The 19,213-nt window shown below is 67.1% G+C and carries 18 protein-coding genes and 1 other RNA gene; 7 read left to right on the forward strand and 12 right to left on the reverse strand.

Features of this window, described 5'->3' with window-relative positions:
• Positions 1–2: 2 nt before the first annotated feature.
• Entirely contained in the window at positions 3–1,340 is a 1,338-nt protein-coding gene (locus ACPYN9_RS03785; protein ID WP_424464034.1) for a glutamine synthetase family protein, read from the reverse strand.
• 75 nt (positions 1,341–1,415) lie between these two features.
• On the opposite strand from ACPYN9_RS03785, the gene panB reads away from it, so the two are divergent.
• Positions 1,416–2,243, forward strand: coding sequence for a 3-methyl-2-oxobutanoate hydroxymethyltransferase (panB, locus tag ACPYN9_RS03790; protein WP_424464035.1), 828 nt, complete (start codon positions 1,416–1,418; stop codon positions 2,241–2,243).
• A gap of 28 nt (positions 2,244–2,271) precedes the next feature.
• On the opposite strand, the gene ACPYN9_RS03795 is transcribed toward panB, so the two are convergent.
• Complete coding sequence (locus ACPYN9_RS03795) at positions 2,272–2,460, reverse strand: SPOR domain-containing protein (protein ID WP_424464037.1); 189 nt, start codon at positions 2,458–2,460, stop codon at positions 2,272–2,274.
• A gap of 12 nt (positions 2,461–2,472) precedes the next feature.
• Here ACPYN9_RS03795 and map point away from each other — a divergent pair, with 12 nt between their 5' ends.
• Positions 2,473–3,345 carry a type I methionyl aminopeptidase gene (gene map / locus ACPYN9_RS03800; protein WP_424464038.1) on the forward strand — a complete coding sequence of 291 codons (873 nt, stop codon included), beginning with the start codon at positions 2,473–2,475 and terminating at the stop codon, positions 3,343–3,345.
• A 44-nt stretch (positions 3,346–3,389) separates the two neighbouring features.
• Positions 3,390–4,172, forward strand: a complete 783-nt coding sequence (ppgK, locus tag ACPYN9_RS03805; protein ID WP_424464040.1) for a polyphosphate--glucose phosphotransferase — start codon at positions 3,390–3,392, stop codon at positions 4,170–4,172.
• Positions 4,173–4,240: 68 nt separating this feature from the next.
• Here the strand turns inward: ppgK and rnpB are convergent.
• An RNA gene (gene rnpB / locus ACPYN9_RS03810) (RNase P RNA component class A) lies at positions 4,241–4,625 on the reverse strand.
• Between the two features lie 325 nt (positions 4,626–4,950).
• On the opposite strand from rnpB, the gene ACPYN9_RS03815 reads away from it, so the two are divergent.
• The 3 genes from ACPYN9_RS03815 (at position 4,951) to ACPYN9_RS03825 (ending at position 8,465) form a co-directional block, all read left to right on the forward strand.
• Entirely contained in the window at positions 4,951–6,267 is a 1,317-nt protein-coding gene (locus tag ACPYN9_RS03815) for an ABC transporter substrate-binding protein (RefSeq protein WP_424464042.1), read from the forward strand.
• Between the two features lie 108 nt (positions 6,268–6,375).
• On the forward strand, positions 6,376–7,506 hold the full coding sequence (locus tag ACPYN9_RS03820) for a carbohydrate ABC transporter permease (RefSeq protein ID WP_424464044.1): 1,131 nt from the start codon (positions 6,376–6,378) through the stop codon (positions 7,504–7,506).
• The gene (locus ACPYN9_RS03825; RefSeq protein ID WP_424464046.1) at positions 7,503–8,465 is read left to right on the forward strand and encodes a carbohydrate ABC transporter permease; all 963 of its coding nucleotides are present in this window, start codon (positions 7,503–7,505) and stop codon (positions 8,463–8,465) included. Before ACPYN9_RS03820 ends, ACPYN9_RS03825 begins: the two co-directional genes overlap by 4 nt.
• Positions 8,466–8,726: 261 nt before the next feature.
• Here the strand turns inward: ACPYN9_RS03825 and ACPYN9_RS03830 are convergent, their stop codons facing one another.
• The 3 genes from ACPYN9_RS03830 to ACPYN9_RS03840 all read right to left on the reverse strand — a co-directional run bounded on the left by ACPYN9_RS03830 (position 8,727) and on the right by ACPYN9_RS03840 (position 11,681).
• Entirely contained in the window at positions 8,727–9,875 is a 1,149-nt protein-coding gene (locus ACPYN9_RS03830; protein WP_424464048.1) for an ABC transporter ATP-binding protein, read from the reverse strand.
• Positions 9,876–10,023: 148 nt separating this feature from the next.
• Positions 10,024–10,758, reverse strand: a complete 735-nt coding sequence (locus ACPYN9_RS03835; protein ID WP_424464050.1) for a zinc ribbon domain-containing protein — start codon at positions 10,756–10,758, stop codon at positions 10,024–10,026.
• 98 nt (positions 10,759–10,856) lie between these two features.
• The gene (locus tag ACPYN9_RS03840) at positions 10,857–11,681 is read right to left on the reverse strand and encodes a Nif3-like dinuclear metal center hexameric protein (protein ID WP_424464051.1); all 825 of its coding nucleotides are present in this window, start codon (positions 11,679–11,681) and stop codon (positions 10,857–10,859) included.
• 174 nt (positions 11,682–11,855) lie between these two features.
• Between ACPYN9_RS03840 and ACPYN9_RS03845 the strand changes: the two genes are divergently transcribed.
• Complete coding sequence (locus ACPYN9_RS03845; protein WP_424464053.1) at positions 11,856–12,842, forward strand: LacI family DNA-binding transcriptional regulator; 987 nt, start codon at positions 11,856–11,858, stop codon at positions 12,840–12,842.
• Between the two features lie 30 nt (positions 12,843–12,872).
• Here ACPYN9_RS03845 and ACPYN9_RS03850 read toward each other — a convergent pair whose 3' ends face one another.
• The 6 genes from ACPYN9_RS03850 to ACPYN9_RS03875 are packed head-to-tail and all read right to left on the reverse strand — an operon-like array spanning position 12,873 to position 19,105.
• Positions 12,873–13,799 (reverse strand): aldose epimerase, encoded by a 927-nt coding sequence (locus tag ACPYN9_RS03850; protein WP_424464055.1) that lies wholly within the window; start codon positions 13,797–13,799, stop codon positions 12,873–12,875.
• A 3-nt stretch (positions 13,800–13,802) separates the two neighbouring features.
• The gene (locus tag ACPYN9_RS03855) at positions 13,803–15,257 is read right to left on the reverse strand and encodes a phytoene desaturase family protein (protein WP_424464056.1); all 1,455 of its coding nucleotides are present in this window, start codon (positions 15,255–15,257) and stop codon (positions 13,803–13,805) included.
• Complete coding sequence (locus tag ACPYN9_RS03860; RefSeq protein WP_424464057.1) at positions 15,254–15,781, reverse strand: hypothetical protein; 528 nt, start codon at positions 15,779–15,781, stop codon at positions 15,254–15,256. The genes ACPYN9_RS03855 and ACPYN9_RS03860 overlap by 4 nt, the downstream gene beginning before the upstream one ends.
• Positions 15,778–16,569 carry a glycosyltransferase gene (locus ACPYN9_RS03865; RefSeq protein ID WP_424464058.1) on the reverse strand — a complete coding sequence of 264 codons (792 nt, stop codon included), beginning with the start codon at positions 16,567–16,569 and terminating at the stop codon, positions 15,778–15,780. The genes ACPYN9_RS03860 and ACPYN9_RS03865 overlap by 4 nt, the downstream gene beginning before the upstream one ends.
• Entirely contained in the window at positions 16,566–18,038 is a 1,473-nt protein-coding gene (locus ACPYN9_RS03870; protein WP_424464060.1) for a PIG-L family deacetylase, read from the reverse strand. Before ACPYN9_RS03870 ends, ACPYN9_RS03865 begins: the two co-directional genes overlap by 4 nt.
• Complete coding sequence (locus ACPYN9_RS03875; RefSeq protein WP_424464062.1) at positions 18,035–19,105, reverse strand: acyl-CoA dehydrogenase; 1,071 nt, start codon at positions 19,103–19,105, stop codon at positions 18,035–18,037. Before ACPYN9_RS03875 ends, ACPYN9_RS03870 begins: the two co-directional genes overlap by 4 nt.
• Positions 19,106–19,213: the final 108 nt, after the last annotated feature.

A 19,213-nucleotide genomic window follows, 5' to 3' on the forward strand; every position in this document is an offset into this window, starting at 1 on the left:
GCTTACAAGGCGTGCAGGTTCGAGGCGAGCTCGAACGGCGTGACCTGGGCTCGGTACTGCTTCCACTCCGCACGCTTGTTCGCGAGGAAGTACGCGAAGACCTGCTCGCCGAGTGTCTCGGCCACGAGCTCAGAGTTCTCCATGATCGAGATGGCCTCGTTGAGGCTCGATGGCAGCGGGGCATAGCCGAGTACGCTCCGCTCGCGCGGCGACATCTCCCAGATGTCGCCCTCGATTTCCGCAGGCAGCTCGTACTCCTCGGCAACGCCCTTGAGGCCGGCCGAGAGCAGGACCGCGTAGGCGAGGTAGGGGTTCGCTGCCGAGTCGATGCCGCGGTACTCGACACGGGCCGAGCCACCCTTGTTGGGCTTGTAGGTCGGGATCCGCACGAGTGCTGAGCTGTTGTTGTGACCCCAGCACGCGTAGCTCGGGGCCTCGTCGCCGCCCCAGATGCGCTTGTACGAGTTGACGAACTGGTTCGTAACCGCGGTGATCTCGGGGGCGTGCTTGAGCAGACCAGCGACGAAGTGCCGACCGATCTTCGAGAGCTGGTACTCAGCGCCCGGCTCGTGGAAGACGTTTGTGTCGCCCTCGAACAGCGAGACGTGCGTGTGCATGCCGCTGCCGGGGTGCTGCCACATTGGCTTCGGCATGAAGGTCGCGTAGACGCCCTGCTCGATGGCGACTTCCTTGACCACGGTGCGGAACGTCATCACGTTGTCTGCCGTGTTCAGCGCGTCGGAGAAGCGGAGGTCGATCTCGTTCTGGCCGGGGCCGGCCTCGTGGTGGCTGTACTCGACGGAGATGCCGAGGTCTTCCAGGATGCGGACCGCGCGACGGCGGAAGTCATGCGCGGTGCCACCGGGAACGTTGTCGAAGTAGCCGGCATTGTCGGCGGGCACGGGCTCGCCGCCGAGCGCCTCGTCGGCCTTGAGGAGGTAGAACTCGATCTCGGGATGCACGTAGAAGGTGAAGCCCTGCGCGGACGCCACGTCGAGCGCACGGCGGAGAACGCGACGTGGGTCGGTGACCGACGGCTGCCCGTCTGGCGTCGAGATGTCGCAGAACATGCGAGCGGTCGGGTCGATCTCGCCTCGCCACGGAAGCATCTGGAACGTCGAGGGGTCCGGGTGCAGGAGCATGTCTGCCTCGGACCGTCTCGTGAACCCCTCGACCGCCGAGCCGTCGAGGCCGATGCCCTCGTTGAAGGCGCCTTCGACCTCCGCCGGTGCGATGGCCACGGACTTCAGTGTTCCGAGAACATCCGTGAACCACAGGCGGATGAACTTGATCCCGCGCTCTTCGATCTGGCGGAGTACGAAGTCCTGCTGCTTGTCCACTCGGGCTCCAATTCTTGTTGTGCGCCTCCCCCTAGGCTACTGGGCCGGAGCCCGCGCCGCCGTATGATGGCCTGCATGTCTCAGGCCAGTGCACCGAAGCGAGTCCGAATTCGACACTTCCAGACGGCCAAGGCCGCAGGCGAGCGCATCACCGCACTCACCAGCTACGACGCCATGACCGCTGCGGTCTTTGACGAGGCGGGCATCGACGTCCTCCTGGTGGGCGACTCGGCCGCGACCACCGTCCTCGGTGAGAGCTCCACGTTGCCGGTCACCGTCGACGAGCTGATTCCCATGGCGCGCTCTGTCGTGCGCGGCGTGTCGCGAGCCCTCGTCGTCGCCGATTTGCCGTTTGGGAGCTACGAGCGCGGGCCCGACCAGGCGCTCGACACCGCCGTCCGATTCATGAAGGAGGCCGGCGTCCAGGCCGTCAAGCTTGAGGGCGGTGTGCGCTCGCAGGCCACGATCACGCGCATCGTCGAGGCCGGCATCCCCGTCATGGCACACATCGGCTACACGCCGCAGAGCGAGCACGGTCTCGGGGGCCACGTGGTCCAGGGGCGCGGGGAGGCCGCAGACCGAGTGCGAGCGGATGCGCGCGCCGTCCAGGAGGCCGGGGCGTTCAGTGTGGTACTCGAGATGGTCCCCGCCGTGCTCGCGGCCGAGATCACGAGTGAGCTCGTGATCCCGACCATCGGCATCGGCGCCGGCGCGGAGTGCGACGGGCAAATCCTCGTGTGGACCGACGCCATGGGACTCGGCACCGGCCGGGTGCCCCGCTTCGTGCGGAAGTACGCCGACCTGCGCACGACGCTCCTCGACGCAGCCTCTGCGTATCGCGACGAGGTCAAGTCGGGCGCCTTCCCGTCTGCCGCAGAGAGCTTCGAAGACCAGACGAGCTAACTGTGACGCGGCGACGTGGAGCGCTGGGTCAGCGGTCTTCTTCCGCCTCTTCCTCGGCCCACGCCTTGGCGCGCTCCTGCAGCTTCTCGGGGGCGCGCTTCGCCTCAGCCTCGGTCGCGAACGGTCCGACGAGCTCGGAAGCGAGGGACTGCTTTCCGACCTCGACCTCTCCCGTGCGGGAGTTGTACCAGAATTCCTGTGCATGCGTATCGGTCATAGGCTCAAGCGTATGCCGAAAGACCCGAGAACCGGACTCCTCACGCCGGGACGACGCACAGCACCACGAACCGTCCCGAACGCGATCGCGCGGCCGCCGTACGTCGGCAAGCCCGCGCCGGATAAGTGGGATGGCGGCGACGTCTACACACCGGCCGAGGTCGAGCGCATCTCGCGCGCATCCTCGATCGCAGCCGACGCGCTCCAGCACCTCGAGCAGTTCGTCGTGCCTGGCGTCACCACCGATGAGCTTGACGCCATCGCCTTCGAGTACGTGACCTCCCGAGGTGCCTACCCTTCGACACTCGGCTACCGCGGATTCCCGAACTCGAGCTGCACCTCCCTTAATGAGGTCATCTGCCACGGCATCCCGGACGACACGGTCGTCGAATCGGGCGACATCCTCAACATCGACATCACCGCGTTTTTCGACGGGATGCACGGCGACACGAACCGGATGTACCTCGTTGGCGATGTGGATGTCGAGTCGCGGATGCTCGTCGAGCGCACCCACGAGGCGATGATGCGCGGGATCAAGGCGGCCAAGCCAGGCCGAGAGGTCAACGTCATCGGCAGGGTCATCGAGAAATACGCTGGACGCTTCGGCTACGGCGTGGTGCGCGACTACACCGGACACGGCGTCGGCGGGGCGTTCCACTCCGGCCTGATCATCCCCCACTACGACGCGCCCCAGTACCGCACGGTCATCGAGGAGGGCATGGTCTTCACCGTCGAGCCGATGCTCACGCTCGGCACCGCAGACTGGCGGCTCTGGGACGACGGCTGGACCGTGGTCACGGCAGATGGCTCGCGGTGCGCACAGTGGGAGCACACGGTGGTCATCACGGCGGACGGCGCCCGCATCCTCACCACCCCGAAGGACTGACCCTCGAATCGAGCGCGGCTCGCCTCCCCGATATGCTCACTCGCATGGGGAAGAGCAAAGCCACGAAGGCCATCGGTATCGACATCGGCGGGACCGGCATCAAGGGAGCACTCGTCGACCTGCGAACCGGAGAGCTGCTCTCCAAGCGGCGGAAGGTGCCTACACCCGTCGGCGGCGACCCGCGGGAGGTCATCGAGGCCACGATGGAGATCGTCCGCAAGATCTGGGAGAAGGACCTGGACGGCGACACCGACGTTCCCGTCGGCATCAGCGTCCCTGCGATCGTCAAGCACGGCGTCACGCGGTCGGCGGCGAACATCTCGCCGAGGTGGATCGACTTCGCCGCCAGAGCCGCGTTTTCCGAGGCGGTCGGCCGCGAAGTCGCCCTCGCCAATGACGCGGATGCGGCGGGAATCGCCGAGGTGCGCTTCGGGGTCGCGCACGGCCGACTCGACAGCGTCATCATGACGACGCTCGGCACTGGCATCGGCACGGCCATGTTCTACGGCGGCCACCTGTTCCCGAACTCGGAGCTCGGGCACATCAGCATCGGCGAGCACAGCGACTACGAGAAGTTCGCGTCCTCCAAGGTGCGAGAGCGCGAAGAGCTCTCCTTCGCGGAGTGGGGCGCACGACTCACGCCCTACTACCGGCAGCTTGAGGCTCTCTTCTCTCCCGACGTCTTCATCGTCTCCGGCGGCATCTCGAAGCAAGCCGACGAGTTCCTCCATTACATCGACGTGGACACGCCCATCGTCGTCGCCGAATTCATGAACAACGCAGGCATCGTCGGATCAGCCTGCCTCGCGGCCGAGCACTGGGTCTAGCCCGGGCGGGACGACATCGGCGGGGGCCGGAAGCGCGTTCGCTTCCGGCCCCGCCGCGTCGAAGGTGAGGAGCAGGTCGACCGATACGCCGGGTTCTGTACCGACCGAAGCCGGTGACGGCCATCTCTCTCGCTCGCACGTTGCCGCGCGAATCTAGCGGCCTACCCGGGGACTCGGCGAGCAGCGTCAGCATCCCCTGTATGGCCTTGCTCCGGACGAGGTTTACCGTGCGACACCTGTCACCAGGCGCCCGGTGGGCTCTTACCCCACCCTTTCACCCTTACCCTTTCGTCCCGAAGGACGTGCTGTCTCTCAAGAGACACAGCGGGCGGTCTGCTTTCTGTGGCACTATCTCGCGGGTTTCCCCGGGTGGGCGTTACCCACCGTCCTGCTCTCTGGAGCCCGGACGTTCCTCGGCATGGTTGCCCATGACGCGACCGCCTGGTCGACCTGCTCTCCGAAGATTCTACCGCTCCCCGACAGCGGCAGGGAATGACAGGTCAATATCGCCTGACCATCACGAATGACACGTTTCTGCCCCATTCACCGAAGACCGAAAACCTGACGATTCTCGTGACGTGGGAGATCCGTTCATAACGACTTAGTGAACGGCGTGGATCAACTGAGGAGTTCGTGTACGCTCCAAAAGCGCACGGCATTTCCACACGCAGATCTCAGGAATGTCGTGGCTGAACCGCCGCGCTCCAACAGCGATTCTCGGGCAATGACTGCCCAGAACGACGGTTCGCTCACAGTCAAGGACTTAAGGAGGAGTTCAATGACAACATCCACGAAGCGGCGCGCCGCAACTGCGGTTGCCGCACTCGCGATCGCCGGTCTCGGGCTGACCGCCTGTTCCGGCGGCCCCGGAGTGCAGGACAACTCTGGCGCGCCCAGCGATAACAAGGTCACCATCTACGGCACGATCGTCGACGCCGAAGCAGAGCTCCTTGAGGAGTCCTGGGCAGGCTGGGCCGAGGAGAACGGCATCGAGATCGTGTACGAGGGCTCCAAGGAGTTCGAGACGCAGATCTCTGTCCGTGCGCAGGGTGGAACCCCGCCGGACATCGCGATCTTCCCGCAGCCTGGGCTCATGGGCGACCTCGCCAGCACGGGCCTTCTCACTGAGGCGCCAGAAGGCGTCGTCAGCAACCTCGAAGAGTACTGGTCCGAAGACTGGAAGACCTACTCCTCGTACGACGGCACGGTCTACGGCGCGCCACTCATGGCGAACCTCAAGGGCTTCGTCTGGTACTCCCCCAAGTTCTTCAAGGACAACGGCTATGAAGTGCCGAAGACCTGGGAAGAGCTCGTCACGCTGACCGGCGAGATCCAGAGCAAGACCGGCACCGCACCGTGGTGCGCCGGCTTCGGCTCCGACGCCGCCACCGGATGGCCGGGCACTGACTGGGTCGAAGACCTCGTCATCCGCATGCACGGTCCAGAGGTCTACGACCAGTGGGTGGCCAACGAGATCCCCTTCACGGACGAGCGCATCCAGGCGTCGTTCAACGAGGCGGGCAAGATCCTCACGAACCCCGACTACGTCAACGCCGGCTTCGGTGACGTTCGGTCCATCAACTCGACGGCGTTCGGCGACGTGGCTCCCAAGCTCGTCGACGGCACGTGCGCGCTGCACCACCAGGCGTCGTTCTACGACGGCTTCATCACGGAAGCCGGCGGCACCGTCGGCGAGGACGGCGACGTCTGGGCCTTCATGACTCCCCCGGCTGAGGGCAAGGAGCCCGCAGTCACCGGTGGTGGCGAGATCGTCGGCGCGTTCAACTCCGACGAGGACACCGTCAAGGTGCTCGAGTACCTGTCCAGCCCGGAATGGGCCAACAGCCGCGTCGCACTCGGTGGCGTCATCAGCGCCAACACCGGCCTCGACCCGGCCAACGCCAAGAGCCCGATCCTCCAGGAGTCCATCCAGATCCTGCAGGACCCGGAGACGACCTTCCGCTTCGACGGCTCTGACCTCATGCCTTCGGCAGTCGGCGCTGGCACCTTCTGGAAGGGCATCATCGACTGGATCAACGGCACGGACGTCAACACCGTGACGACCCAGATCGAGTCCGGCTGGCCCTCCAGCTAAGCACCCGTGTGGAGCACCCGGCACCCGCCGGGTGCTCCATACGCATTCCACCGCACGGACGACGACGTCCCCCGCGAACGTGCTTGTCTGCCACCCTGGAAGGTCACAATGGCAAGTTTCTTCACATGGCTGGCCCAACTGCCGCCACTCTTGCAAGTCCCGATCGTGATCATCGCGTTCCTCGCGGTGGTTGCGCTCATCGTCTACTTCGTCGAGCTCGCACCGCGACCCGGCACCAAGTACACCGTCCTGCGCCTTGTTGTCTGCATCGCAGTCCCCGTCGCGCTCGTGTTCATCCTCGGCACTTACACGTGGGCTGCCATCATCGCCATCGTGCTCGGGGCACTGCTCTTCTGGCTTGACCACAGGTCGCGCGAAGGCGCTGGCTACCTCATCGGCCTCATCGGCTTCCTCGCTCCGGCCCTCATCCTCGTGATCGTCGGCCTCATCGTGCCGAGCATCCAGACCACCGGTCAGGCGTTCACGAACAAGGCTGGCGACTTCGTCGGCTTCGAGAACTTCATCTGGATCTTCACGCAGCCGAGCGGCATCCGCACGGTCGTCAACACGATCATCTGGGTCGTCGTCACGCCCATCCTGTCGACCATCGCTGGCCTCGCCTACGCGGTCTTCATCGACAAGTCGCGCGGCGAGAAGTTCCTCAAGGCGCTCGTATTCATGCCAATGGCCATCTCGTTCGTCGGCGCGTCGATCATCTTCCGGTTCATGTACACGGCCCGACCGGCCGACCAGGACCAGATCGGCCTCCTCAACCAGATCCTCGTCTGGTTCGGCGGGCAGCCCTACGACTTCCTGGCGGAGTCGCCGCTCAACACGTTCTTCCTCATCATCGTGCTCATCTGGGTGCAGACCGGTTTCGCGATGGTCGTGCTCTCGGCGGCCATCAAGGGTGTGCCGATGGACCAGATCGAAGCCGCCTCGCTTGACGGCGCCAACCCCTGGCAGCGCTTCATCAACGTGACGGTCCCCGGCATCCGCTCGTCACTCATCGTCGTCGTCACGACGATCTCCATCGCGTCGTTGAAGGTCTTCGACATCGTCCGCACGATGACCGCAGGCGCCAACGACACGAGCGTCATCGCGAATGAGATGTACACGCAGTTCAAGACCTTCGAGACCGGACGATCGGCCGCGTTCGCGGTCGTCCTGTTCGTGCTCGTGCTGCCGATCATCATCTACAACGCGAACCAGATGAAGAAGCAGAGGGAGATCCGATGAGTGCCATCGTTCCAGTCGAACTTCCCGTCGACGACAAGACGGCGGAGCAGCTCGCGCGTGGTGAGAAGAGCACCAGCGCCAAGGTCAAGAAGAACCTTACGAGCCGCTGGGCGACCGTGGCGGCGATCACGATCGCCGTAATCTGGACCATCCCGACCTTCGGTCTGTTCGTGTCCTCGTTCCGCCCGAAGGCCGAGGTCGTCAGCACCGGCTGGTGGACGATCTTCGAGAACTGGGGCCTCACCTTCGACAACTACGTCGAGGTGCTCGCTGCCGGCAACACCCAGCTGACGATGGCGCAGGCGTTCCTCAACTCCATCGTCATCGCGCTGCCGGCAACGGTCATCCCGCTTGCGATCGCCCTCCTCGCCGCCTATGGGTTCGCGTGGATGGACTTCAGGGGCAAGAACTGGCTGTTCATCCTGGTCTTCGCACTGCAGGTCGTGCCGATCCAGATGGCGCTCGTTCCGCTCCTCCAGCTCTTCGCCCGTGGCGAGATCTTCGGGGTTCCCGTGATCGCCGCCTTCGGAGCGGACGCTGGCTTCGCTCAGGTCTGGATCGCCCACTCGATCTTCGCCATGCCGCTCGCGATCTTCCTGCTGCACAACTTCATCGCGGAAATCCCGCGTGAGGTCATCGAAGCAGCGCGGGTCGACGGCGCCAGCCACGGCCAGATCTTCTTCCGCATCATCGTCCCGCTGACGCTGCCCGCCGTGGCCTCGTTCGGTATCTTCCAGTTCCTCTGGGTCTGGAACGACCTGCTCGTCGCGCTTGTCTTCGCCGACGGGGCGGTGGCACCGATGACGAAGCTGCTCGCCGAGATCACTGGTTCCCGTGGTCAGGAGTGGCCGCTGCTCACCGCAGGTGCGTTCCTGTCCATCCTGGTGCCGCTCATCGTGTTCTTCTCGCTGCAGCGCTACTTCGTGCGCGGCCTGCTGGCAGGCTCGACAAAGGGCTAGGCAAGGTCCGGGTTCCTCCTACGGAACCGCACAGAAGAGGGGGAGCCGACCGGCTCCCCCTCTTCTGTTATGCCTGGGGCTCCCCCGTCCGCGCATCTCGATGCCATCACCACGAGAGAGCGGGGCACGCAGGAGAGCCGTCGGTGCCGTGGCGCATGCGCGTGCATCTCGAGTCGCAGGGCAGCTGGGAAGCCGCCAGACAGCAGAACGCCCTCCGCAGATCGTCTGATCTGCGGAGGGCGCCTGTCTCAACGAAGCGTCTTAGTTCGCAGCTCCGCTCGCCAGGGCGTCGTTCGCCTCCTGCAGGCGAATGGCCTCGGTGAGGGCGCCACTGATGCGCTGCTCGGTCTCCGGGTCGAAGATGTGGATGTGGTCGTTGTCCGTGGTGACGTAGATCGTCTCGCCGACCTCCGGGTGGCTGCGGCCGTCGACGCGCGCGACGATGTCCGTGCGCTTGCCGTCGATGACCGAGTGGCCGTAGAGGTAGCCCTCCGCGCCGAGCTCCTCGACGAGGTCGACCTCGACCTTGAGGCCTGGCTTCTCCTCACGGGAGATGATGATGTCGTCGGGGCGGACGCCGACCGTGGCCGTGCCGGACTTGAGCTTCGCGAGGGTCGCGCGCTCGAGCGGGATGATGTCGGTGCCGAAGCGGACGCCCTCTGAGGTGAGGTCGGCGCCGAAGATGTTCATGGACGGGCTGCCGATGAAGCCTGCAACGAAGACGTTCTTTGGCTTCGCGTAGAGCTCACGCGGCGTTCCGACCTGCTGCAACACGCCGTCCTTGAGCACGGCGATGCGGTCGCCCATCGTGAGCGCCTCGGTCTGGTCGTGCGTGACGTAGACCGTGGTGACGCCGAGGCGGCGCGTGAGGCTCGCGATCTGGGTGCGCGTCTGCACGCGGAGCTTCGCGTCCAGGTTGGAAAGCGGCTCGTCCATGAGGAAGACCTGAGGGCTTCGGACGATGGCGCGACCCATGGCGACACGCTGGCGCTGACCACCGGAGAGGGCCTTCGGCTTGCGGTCGAGGTAAGGCTCGAGGTCGAGGATCTTGGCAGCCTCGAGGACGCGCTTGGCGCGCTCCTCTTTGTTGACGCCGGCGATCTTGAGCGCGAAGCCCATGTTCTCGCCGACCGTCATGTGCGGGTACAGCGCGTAGCTCTGGAAGACCATTGCGATGTCGCGGTCCTTCGGGGGCAGGTGGGTGACGTCACGGTCGCCGATGAGGATGCGTCCGCGGTTCACCTCTTCGAGGCCTGCGAGCATGCGCAGCGACGTGGACTTGCCGCAACCGGACGGGCCGACGAGGACGAGGAATTCTCCGTCGTCGATCTCGAGGTCCAGGCTGTCGACCGCGGGCCGTGCGCCCTCGGTGTAGATGCGCGAGGCGCTTTCAAAGGTCACAGTTGCCATAGGAGTACTCCCTCATTACCGGCAGGTACGTGCCGGACGATCCGTAGTAATAGGTGAGGAGCAACGATGCGTTTCACGTAAGCGACGCCGTCGGCGCTCCACGACCGAGTATGTCAGAACTCGGCCGCGGGCGCTCGACTTTCTGCCATTAGAGGGAGGACTTCTCGGTCCGGACCAGGATCGCGCCGGAGTCCGGGCAGATCACGACGTCATCGGGAGCTGCGCGCCGGATCTTTTCCAGCTCGGGGCGATCAAGCGCAACGTTTGTGCCGGTCGTGATGATGCCGATCAGCTCGGCCGCTCCCACGCCGTATCGCTCGCGCTGCTTCTCGTAGAGCGCGACCAGATCCGCGGGTAGCGTCGCGAGCACGCTGGTCCGCTGCTCGGAGAGGACCCGGTACTCGCCCTTGAGATTCTCGCGCGCGGCGTCCCGGAGGACAGTGAGCTCGGCAGCGCGATCTTCGACGGCCTTCTGCGCGTCGAGTGCACCCTGGTGGGCGGCTGTCTCCTCTTCAACCCGCTGCATGACCTCGAGCTCGCCGTCTTCGAGGATCGTCCGCCGCCGTTGCAGCACTTCGATCTCCCGCTGCAGCGCCTCGATGTCCTTCCGACTCGAGGCCTCCTGCAGACGACTGTCGTCTCGCTTCAGGCGAGCCTCGACCGTCTCGACGTCGGATTCGATCTTCCGAAGCTCACTGCGTGAGTCCTCGAGCTGGCCCAGCAGCCGCACGACTTCCGCACGGTGTCGCGTGCGCTCCTCGTCGAGAGCGTTCAAGTGGTGCTGCTCCGGCAAGTTCTTCGCCACGTGCTGCACTCGGCGTCGTTTCGTGTCGACCTCAGCGAGCTCAAGCAGGCGTCGCTGGTCGGCCTCGCTGGCCTTCATGCTCGGCTCGTGTTCTTGTCAGTGATGGCGTTCATAGTGTCCTCATTTTGTCGTGAAGTCGTGTGGCACCGACGCGGCGCGCGGCTCAGCCGTTGGCGTCATTGGGGAATCGCGAAGTCCCATGGGTCGGTCCGAAGCTCGGACACTTCGACTCGAAGGTCCGGAAACGCAGCGAGCAGCTCGCGCTGGGCGTGCTCGAGCCAGAGCCACTCACTCGCCCAGTGCGAGGTGTCGATGAGGGCGGGGCCGCTTCCGTTGGCGAGCGCCTGTTCCAGGGCCTCTGACGCCGGGTGGTGTCGAAGGTCGCTGGTGATGTAGACATCAGCGGCGCGCACGGCGGGGTGATCGAGGAGCGAGTCGCCCGCTCCCCCGCAGAGCGCAACCGTCGAGACTTCGCGGTCGAAGGATCCGGCTGCGCGGATGCCCGTGGCGGTCGCGGGGAGGATGCTGGCGAGCCTCCGGGCGAGTGTCCCGAGCGTCGTCGGCGTGCTGAGAACCCCGACCCGTCCGAGCCCTCGGTCTGGGTTCGCAGCGGAGGGAACGATTGGCCGCGCCTCTTCGAGCCCGAGGGTGGCAGCGAGCGCCGCGGATGTGCCGGTCTCGACGACGTCGGCGTTGGTGTGCGCGGCGATGAGTGCGCAATCGGCCCTGATCAGGCGGGCGAGCAGTGCCCCCTTGGCGGTTGTCTCCGCAACGGTGGTGACGCCGCGCAGCAGGAGCGGATGGTGCACGAGCAGCAGGTCTGCTCCGCTGTCCACCGCCTCCTGAACCGTGAGCTGCACGGCGTCGACGGCGAGGAGTAAGCGGCTGACCTCCGCGTCGGGCGAGCCGGACACCAGACCGACCGAGTCCCAGGACTCGGCTCCCGATGTGGGCCAGTTCTCTTCAACAAAATCGAGCAGGTCGCGAAGTCGGGTCACCATAGGGTGATCCTAACGGCGACGTTCGGCACCACGGCGGGGTTTCGGCGTAGAGTGTGCAGTTCATGGACCCGTCCCCCGGGTGTCCTACTATCAGCGTTTCCCCCAGGAGACCTCTTGTCAGAACCTCAGCGTCCAGCTGTCCCAAATTCCGCAAAGCGTCCGACTATTCGTGACGTGGCAGCGGTGGCTGGCGTGTCCAAGTCTCTGGTCTCCTTGGTCTACAGCGACCCTGAGAAAGTCAGCGAAGCCCGCAAGAGTCGCGTGCTCGCGGCCGCCGAGGAGCTCGGCTTTCGCCCGAACCTCTTGGCCCGCTCGCTCGCGACGAATATGAGCGACTTCATCGGAATTCTTGTGGCCGATCCGGTGAACCCGGTCTTTGCGGAGATCATCGACGCCGCAAGCCTTGAGTTCGACCGAGCAGGCCGCCGCGGGCTCATGACCACGGCAGTGCTTCCGCAGTCTGGAACGGTGCGCCGTCTCAACGAGGGCACGATCGCCACGCTCAGCGATCTGCGTCCGCGCAGCGTGCTCATCGCCGGGTCCCTCCCCGACGTCGCCTCGCTGGGATCGCTCGCCGAGGATCGCCCGGTCGTCGTGGCTTCTGGCGTGGCGGAGGGGCTGCCGAATGCGGGCAGCGTGCGCACCGACGACAGGAAGGGCCTCGCGCTGCTCGTCGACCATCTCACGTCGCTCGGGCACCGCGACATCGTCCACCTCGGGGGCCTCACCGCCGTCGGTCGGAGCCGAGCAGACGCCTACGAGGAATCGATGGCGCGTCACGGCCTGGGGAGCTTCGTGCATGTGCAGGAGAGCGACTTCACTGAGCTCGGCGGCTATATGGCCGCCACGAGTGTTCTCGCACGGTCGCCTCGCCCGACCGCGATCATCGCACCCAATGACCTGGCTGCGCTCGGCGTGCAGCGTGCCCTCGACGAGCGTGGGCTGACACCTGCGGATGTGGCGCTCACCGGGTACGACAATTCCTTCCTGGCCTCGATCGCCGGCGTCTCCCTGACCTCCGTCGATCCGCACAACGCGGTCATCGGCCGCGAGGCCGCACGATGGCTTGTTGAGGCGGAGGCGGGCAAGGACTCGCTGCCGAACGAGCTGCTGGTCGAACCGCGTCTCGTGATCCGGCGGTCGTCCGGCAGCGGCATCTAGCGCCCCGCTTCCCCAGAGGAGGGCCGCAGTTCAGCCCGAGTACCTGACGCCCCAGGCTGCGGTCCACGTGCCGCCGGCCTCGATGCGCGTGAGGTCGATACCGGAGTTGAGCGCATCCGGCGGGGCCGTCATGGGCTCGGCGGCAAACGCGAGCCCGGTGCCGCCGTGCCGTCCGTCCGTTCGAGGGAAGTCGCTGGGCGTGTAGAGCTGGAGGTGACGGAAGGCATCGTCGCCCCACAGTTCAAGGCGGGCCCCGGCGGCAGATTCGATGGCGAGCAACACACGGTCGCCGCTCGCGCGGACCCGGAACGCGTAGTTGAGGTCGAGGTCTCCAACCCGGCGGCCTGCGGTCAGGTCGAAGGGGCCGCCGATGTCGACGGCTTCCGTGTCGACGGGCAGCAGGCGGTCATCGAGGCACACTCGCTCGACCAGGTCGGCGGTGACGACCAGATCGGCGATGGGCTCCTCGCCGAGGCGGAAGTACGGATGCGCGCCAACGGCGAACACGGCAGGCCCGGTTCCGAGGTTGGTGACGGTGTGCGTGACCTCGAGACCGTTCTCCGTCGCTCGGTAGCGAACGTGGTGTCGCAGCGTGAACGGCCACCCGTGCTGCGGGAACGCGGTCGCGCCGAGTTCGATGGCGGATCCCGTCGTGCTCAGCACCGCGTATTCGGTGTTTCGCAGGAGCCCGTGGGAGGCGTTACCTTTGCTCGGCTCGGTGAGGTCGAGCTGCTGCGTTGTGCCCTCGTGGTTCCACCGACCGTCTCGAACCCGATTCGGCCACGGAAAGAGGGTGATGCCTGCACCGAAGGGCGGGAGCACGTCGTCGCCGAAGTCCTCGACGAGCAGGACGCCGTCGACCTCGAGCGAGCGAAGCACCGCCGCGACGGTGCCGACGGAGACGCGGGTCGCCGCGTGCTCGAGATGATGCTGGGTGCCGGTGACGGGTGGATGCATGGCTCAACCGTAGCGTCCGGTCCGGACGCCGACGCCCCGTGGCGCCAGGTCGTGGAGTACCGCCCTTGCTGCGTGCATGCCCGGCATGCCGTGGACGCCTCCACCCGGAGGTGCGGACGATGAGCAGATGTAGAGTCCGCGCCGCCCCGCTCGGTAGGGGTGGAGCGTCGGTGCGGGCCGGAAGATCTGCTGCGAGCCTGCGAGCGACCCACCTCCAATGTCGCCGCCGATGAGGTTCGGGTTCCATGCTTCGAGCGCGCTCGGGCTCCATTCGCGCCGCTCACGGACGAGGTCGCCGAAGCCGGGCGCGAAGCGCTCGATCTGCGCTTCGAGGAGGGGGCGCACCGCATCCGACGCGCCGTTCGGCACGTGCGCGTAGGTCCAGAGCACCTGCTTCCCGTCCCGGGTGCGGCTGGGGTCGGCGTTCGACTGCTGCGTGACCATCACGAACGGACGTTCGGGCATCCGTCCGCGGTTGACGGCGCGCTCTGCAGCGACGATCTCCTCCATGCGCCCGCCGACGTGCACCGTCCCGGCACCCGCGACCCGAGCATCCGACCACGGCACGACGCCATCGAGCAGGTAGTCGATCTTGTGCACACCCGCGCCATACCGCCACCGCCGCAGGTGCGCGGCGTACCGAGGTTCCAGCTGCTCGGGCGCGATGCGGAGGACCTGGGCCGGAGTGAGGTCGAGGAGTACGGCATTGGCCCGTGGCAACTCGCGAAGGTCGGTGATCTCCGTTTCCGTCTCGATGCGGCCGCCGTTGTCGAGCAGCACGCGGGCCAGGGCATCCGTGATTCCGGAAGAGCCGCCGCGTGCGACGGGCCACCCCGTGCTGTGTCCGAGCGCCCCGAACGTTATGCCGAAGGCGGCGGTGAGGAGCCGGGTGAGCGGCAGAGTCGCGTGGGCGGAGGAACCGGCCAGAAGTGCTTTCGCCGCCCCGCTTCTGAACGCGAGGCCCGCGAGAGTCGCGGCGGGGAGCGCGCCGCGGATGCCGAGTCGCACCATGTCGACCGGATGCGGGGGGATGCGCAGGAGGGGGCCCATCGTGTTTTCAACCGTCTCGAACGGACGCTGGGCGAAGTGCTCGTGGAGTCGGCGCCATGCCGGGCCGTCAACGCCGAGCTCGCGGACGGTCTCCTCGATGTCCCTGTGTAGCATTGCCGCACGCCCGCCGGGAAGCGGATGCGCCATGGGGATGTCGGGATGCACCCACTCGAGGCCGTTGCGTTCGAGCTCGAGTTCCCGGAACGCGGGGCTCGCGATGCCGAACGGGTGGGCGGCTGCGCCGAGATCGCTCACGAAACCGGGACCGAAGAGCTCGGCGGAACGCGCGGCGCCGCCGATCTGTGCGTCACGCTCGTAGACGGTGACCTCGATGCCCCGCTTCGCGAGCAGGGCTGCCGCGGTGAGGCCGTTCGGCCCCGCCCCGACGACGATCGCGCGTGGGCTCATCGCCCGGTGCCGGAGCTGGGTTCGAGCTCGAGGAAACGCTCTTCGACGGAGTCCTGGCTGATGCTCTGGATGAGGTCGATCTGGATCTGCGCTCGGGCCTCGAGTTCCTTGAGCCCCGCGAGCAGCAGGCGTTCGTCGCGGGGCTGCAGAGCGATGAGCGCCTCCCACATCGAGAGCTTGGCTCTGACCATGCCGGTGAGCGTGTCGAGTTCGAGCTGCGTGCTCGGGCGTTCCCTGAGCCGCAGGACGTTAACCGGGTTGAACGTTCCGGCCACCCTCGCCGCGTTCGTGAGCCACAGCTTGAGCAACGATTCGCGGTAGCCGAGCTGCTCGATGAGCGATCGCAGGTCACGTCGGTCGGATGCGATGTGCGCGACCAGCAGCCGCATCGTCTGCTCGTGCTTGGTGCCCTGCCAGGTGGCCGTTGCGGACTTGAACGCCCTGAGCCCGGCTTCGGATGCCAGCAGGTGAGCGTTGAGGTACCCCGCGTACACCTCGTGGTCGAATCCTCGGGACGGTGTCATCGCATGCTCCTCTCGGTGGTCGTGTGCTGATTCTCGCGTGGACGCTGCGCTGGATCACAAAGGTCGCTGAGGAAACTCGCGAAGCCGCCGGGCGTGCGCCCGATCCGACGCGCTGACGTGACGACGGGCATCCGCTCGCTGGCGACGATGACCGCGCCGGCCGCCTCGGCCGCAGCCACCAGCTCGACGTCCTCGTGTTCTCGGACGGGCGGAAAGCCTCCCGCGAGGAGGTAGGTGGATGCCCTGACTCCCAGGTTGGCACCGTGGATGTGCGGGCGGCCTTCGTCGTCGGCGTAGCTCGAGCGCCATCGTGCTCCCAGTTCGGCGTCGTCAGGTGCGGCTGCGAGGCTGACCGTGCCGAGCAGTATGTCGGCGCCGTCGTCCGCGATCTGGAGGTGAGAGACCAGCCAGTCCGCCGGCACCATCGAGTCGGCGTCGGTCGAGGCAATCCAGGTGACCCCTGCCTCGGGCGCGACGGACGGGGCGTCGGGAGTGAGCGCCGCTCGCACGCCTGCGCGGCGGGCCGCTCCGACCGAGCCGCGCAGGCATTCGACGACACGGATGCGCGGGTCGCGTGCCGAGGCCCGCCCAGCGATCAGCGCGCTCGCGTCTCGACACGTGTCGAGCACGATGATCGCCGTGACCCGAGGGCCTGGGGTCGTTCCCGAAGCGCCGAGCGAGTCCATGGCGAAGGTCAGAGCCCACAGGCAGGCCTCAAGCGTGAGCTCCTCGTCGCGGACGGGCACGACGACGACGATCTCCCGGATGGGCGTGGGACGGGCGGTCATCGCCGTTCACCGGCCTCGGGTGGCATGTCTGCTGGCGGGACGTTCCCGAGGCGGCGCAGGCAGGAGCTCCTGTCGCCGTCTGCAGTGTTCTGGAAAACGTCGACGAGCGTCTCGGCCTGGGCGTAGCTGCTCAACCGGCGCATCCCGAGGCCAGCGACGAGCTCGTGCACCGTGTCGCCGTCCAGCGGCCACCCGACGATGGGGCCTCGCCAGTGGCAGAGCAGCAGGACGCCCGTGGGCGTCAACGCACGCCGCGACCTGGCGATCAGCTCGCACAGCTCGTCCTCGGCCAGGTAGTAGCCCGTCTCGGACAGCACGATGAGGTCGAACTGCGTAGCTTCCTCGCCAAGCCTGTCCCACTGCTGCGGCAAGGTGGCCTGGGTGAGCGTCACGTTCCGGTGCTGCGCGAGCCGTGTCTCGGCAAGTTCGAGGGCGGCACGGCTCGCATCCACGGCCAGGACCCGGTCGCTTCGTGCGGCGAGGGCAACCGTGCATTCGCCGATGGAGCATCCGATCTCCAGCGTGCTCGTGAAGCGCTCCGCCGGCAGCATCGCGAGCACCAGCGCCTGCTTGCGCCGCTCGTACCAGCTCGACCGGAGCTGCCAGGGGTCGGCCGAGTCGCCGTGCACGCCGTCGAAGACGGCGCCGGCGAAGTCGGAGTCCTGAGTCGCGGGGGCCGTGATGCGGAACACCTCGGCGGCGCGCCGGAAGTGCGCAAGGTGGCCCGACGAGAGCACGGGCGCATCTCGGTCGCGGGCCGACAGTGGGTGCAATTGGGAGACGTGCGCGGCGATGGCGGCCGCCTTACGCGACTGCGTCCGCGCCGAAAGCGGCAGCCTCGCCCAGTGACGCCACTCCGTGTCGGTGTCTGGCCGGGCCCAGTGCCAGAACCAGATCGGGAACTCGAGCAGCAGCGCCCCGGCGTCACGGGCGCAGCGGGCGAGCGCTCCGCCGACGGCCTCGTGGTCTGGATGCCCGTCCCGGCGGTACGGCGCGGCGATCACCACGCGGTCGCCACGGGCTTCGCGCACAATCGCGCGCGCGGCTGCCTCGATGCGTTCGGCTCGTTCGGAGAGACCGCCATCCGGCAGGGCAAGGTCGACGGTCGCGAGCCGTTCCGACTCGGGATCGAGGAGCTCGAGCGCCCGGTCGAACTCGGCCCGCCGCCTGACGCCCAGCTGTTCCGGCGTCACGTCGCCGGAGTGTGGGTGGGAGGCCTCGCCCAGCGTGCAGAGCAACACGGTCACGCGGGCACCCGTTTCGAGGGCCGTGGCGATGAGACCTCCGGCCCCGAGGCATTCGTCGTCCGGGTGCGCGGCCCCGACGAGCAACAGCGCGCCTGGACCCAGTTCCTCGTCGAGGCTGCCCGGGAGCAGCGGCGGCAGCGCATCGATGCCCGCGTCCCGCCATTCGTGCTCTGGCGTGCCTTCCTGCCGGTGTGTGAACCCCGGCGCAGCTGCCCCAATCACGAGGGGAGCCCGACGCCGGCGTGGGCCGGCCACTCGCTGGAGCCGTGTCCGTTCGCGTGCAGCAGCGAGCCGAGTGCTTCGTCGTCGCGCGCACCGTGATGCTGGGCGAGATACATCTGAAGATCGGCGACGCGCCTGGCGTGCCTCGCGTCAAACGCCAATGGCCCCGGCCCGAGTGCCTCGCCGCAGATCGCGATGAGGCGCCGACAGGTGCTCGCCACGTTGGCGCGCACTCGAAGCGCAAGCGCCCAATCGGCGGTACCGGCGTCGATGCGGTCGGCCGCGTCGTCGAGCTGCACTCGGGCGGCGTGAAGGAGGCGGTCTGCTTCGCCGAGCCACGCAAGTGCGAGCTGGTCCGGGGCGCGGGTGGACGCCGCAACGGTCAGCGTCTCCCCGAGCGCGACGGCTCCGCCGAACCAGACTGAGGCAACGCAGATCCCGCCCCACGCGAATCCGGGGCGGGCGGTGTACCAGTCGGGGCCAGCGCCGACGACCGTGGCTGGGGTCGACGAGAGCTCGATCGGTCCACTCGGCACACCGCGGAGTCCGGTGAACGGCGCACCGCCGAGGTGCGGCATGACGGAGGCGTGCGTGAGGTCAACGATGAAGATCCATTCGCCCTCGGAATCCCTCGCGGTCACGAGCGCTCGATCGAGGTGCGCCGCCAGGGAACACCAGCGTTTCGTGCCGGACAGCTCTGCCCTGCGCCGCTCCCCCGTTCCTGAAAGCTCGGCAGTCCAGGTGACCTCGACCGGTGAAGCTGCGGCGAACACGCCCCAGGTCGCCCCGGGCTCCGCGGTGTGGTCTGCCTGGGCGAGGATCGCGGCGGCATCGAAATGCGGCTCGACAACGCGCGCCGCGGTCACATCCTCAGCGGCGATGCCAGCGAGCAGCTGCACGAGGGCACGAGTCTTGCCCTCGCCGGGGACAGGCGGGCTCGGCAGGTCCCGAAGGGCGCGGAGAAGCGGAACCGCGTCACCATCGCAGGCCGCTGCCGCCGCCAGCAGCGACTCGCAGCCTGGCCAGAAGCCCGGTTGGACGGCGGTCGGTCGGGGTGTTCCTGACACTGCGCTTCCTTCCGACGAGACCGCAGGGCGGAGGAGAATCACGTCCCGACCCCCTGCACGCTACGCAGGTCGTCCGCAAGATCACAGGAGGGTTGACACCCCTCGCGC

The sequence above is a fragment of the Pseudoclavibacter helvolus genome, assembly GCF_049707175.1.
GTDB classification, from domain to species: domain Bacteria; phylum Actinomycetota; class Actinomycetes; order Actinomycetales; family Microbacteriaceae; genus Pseudoclavibacter; species Pseudoclavibacter helvolus_A.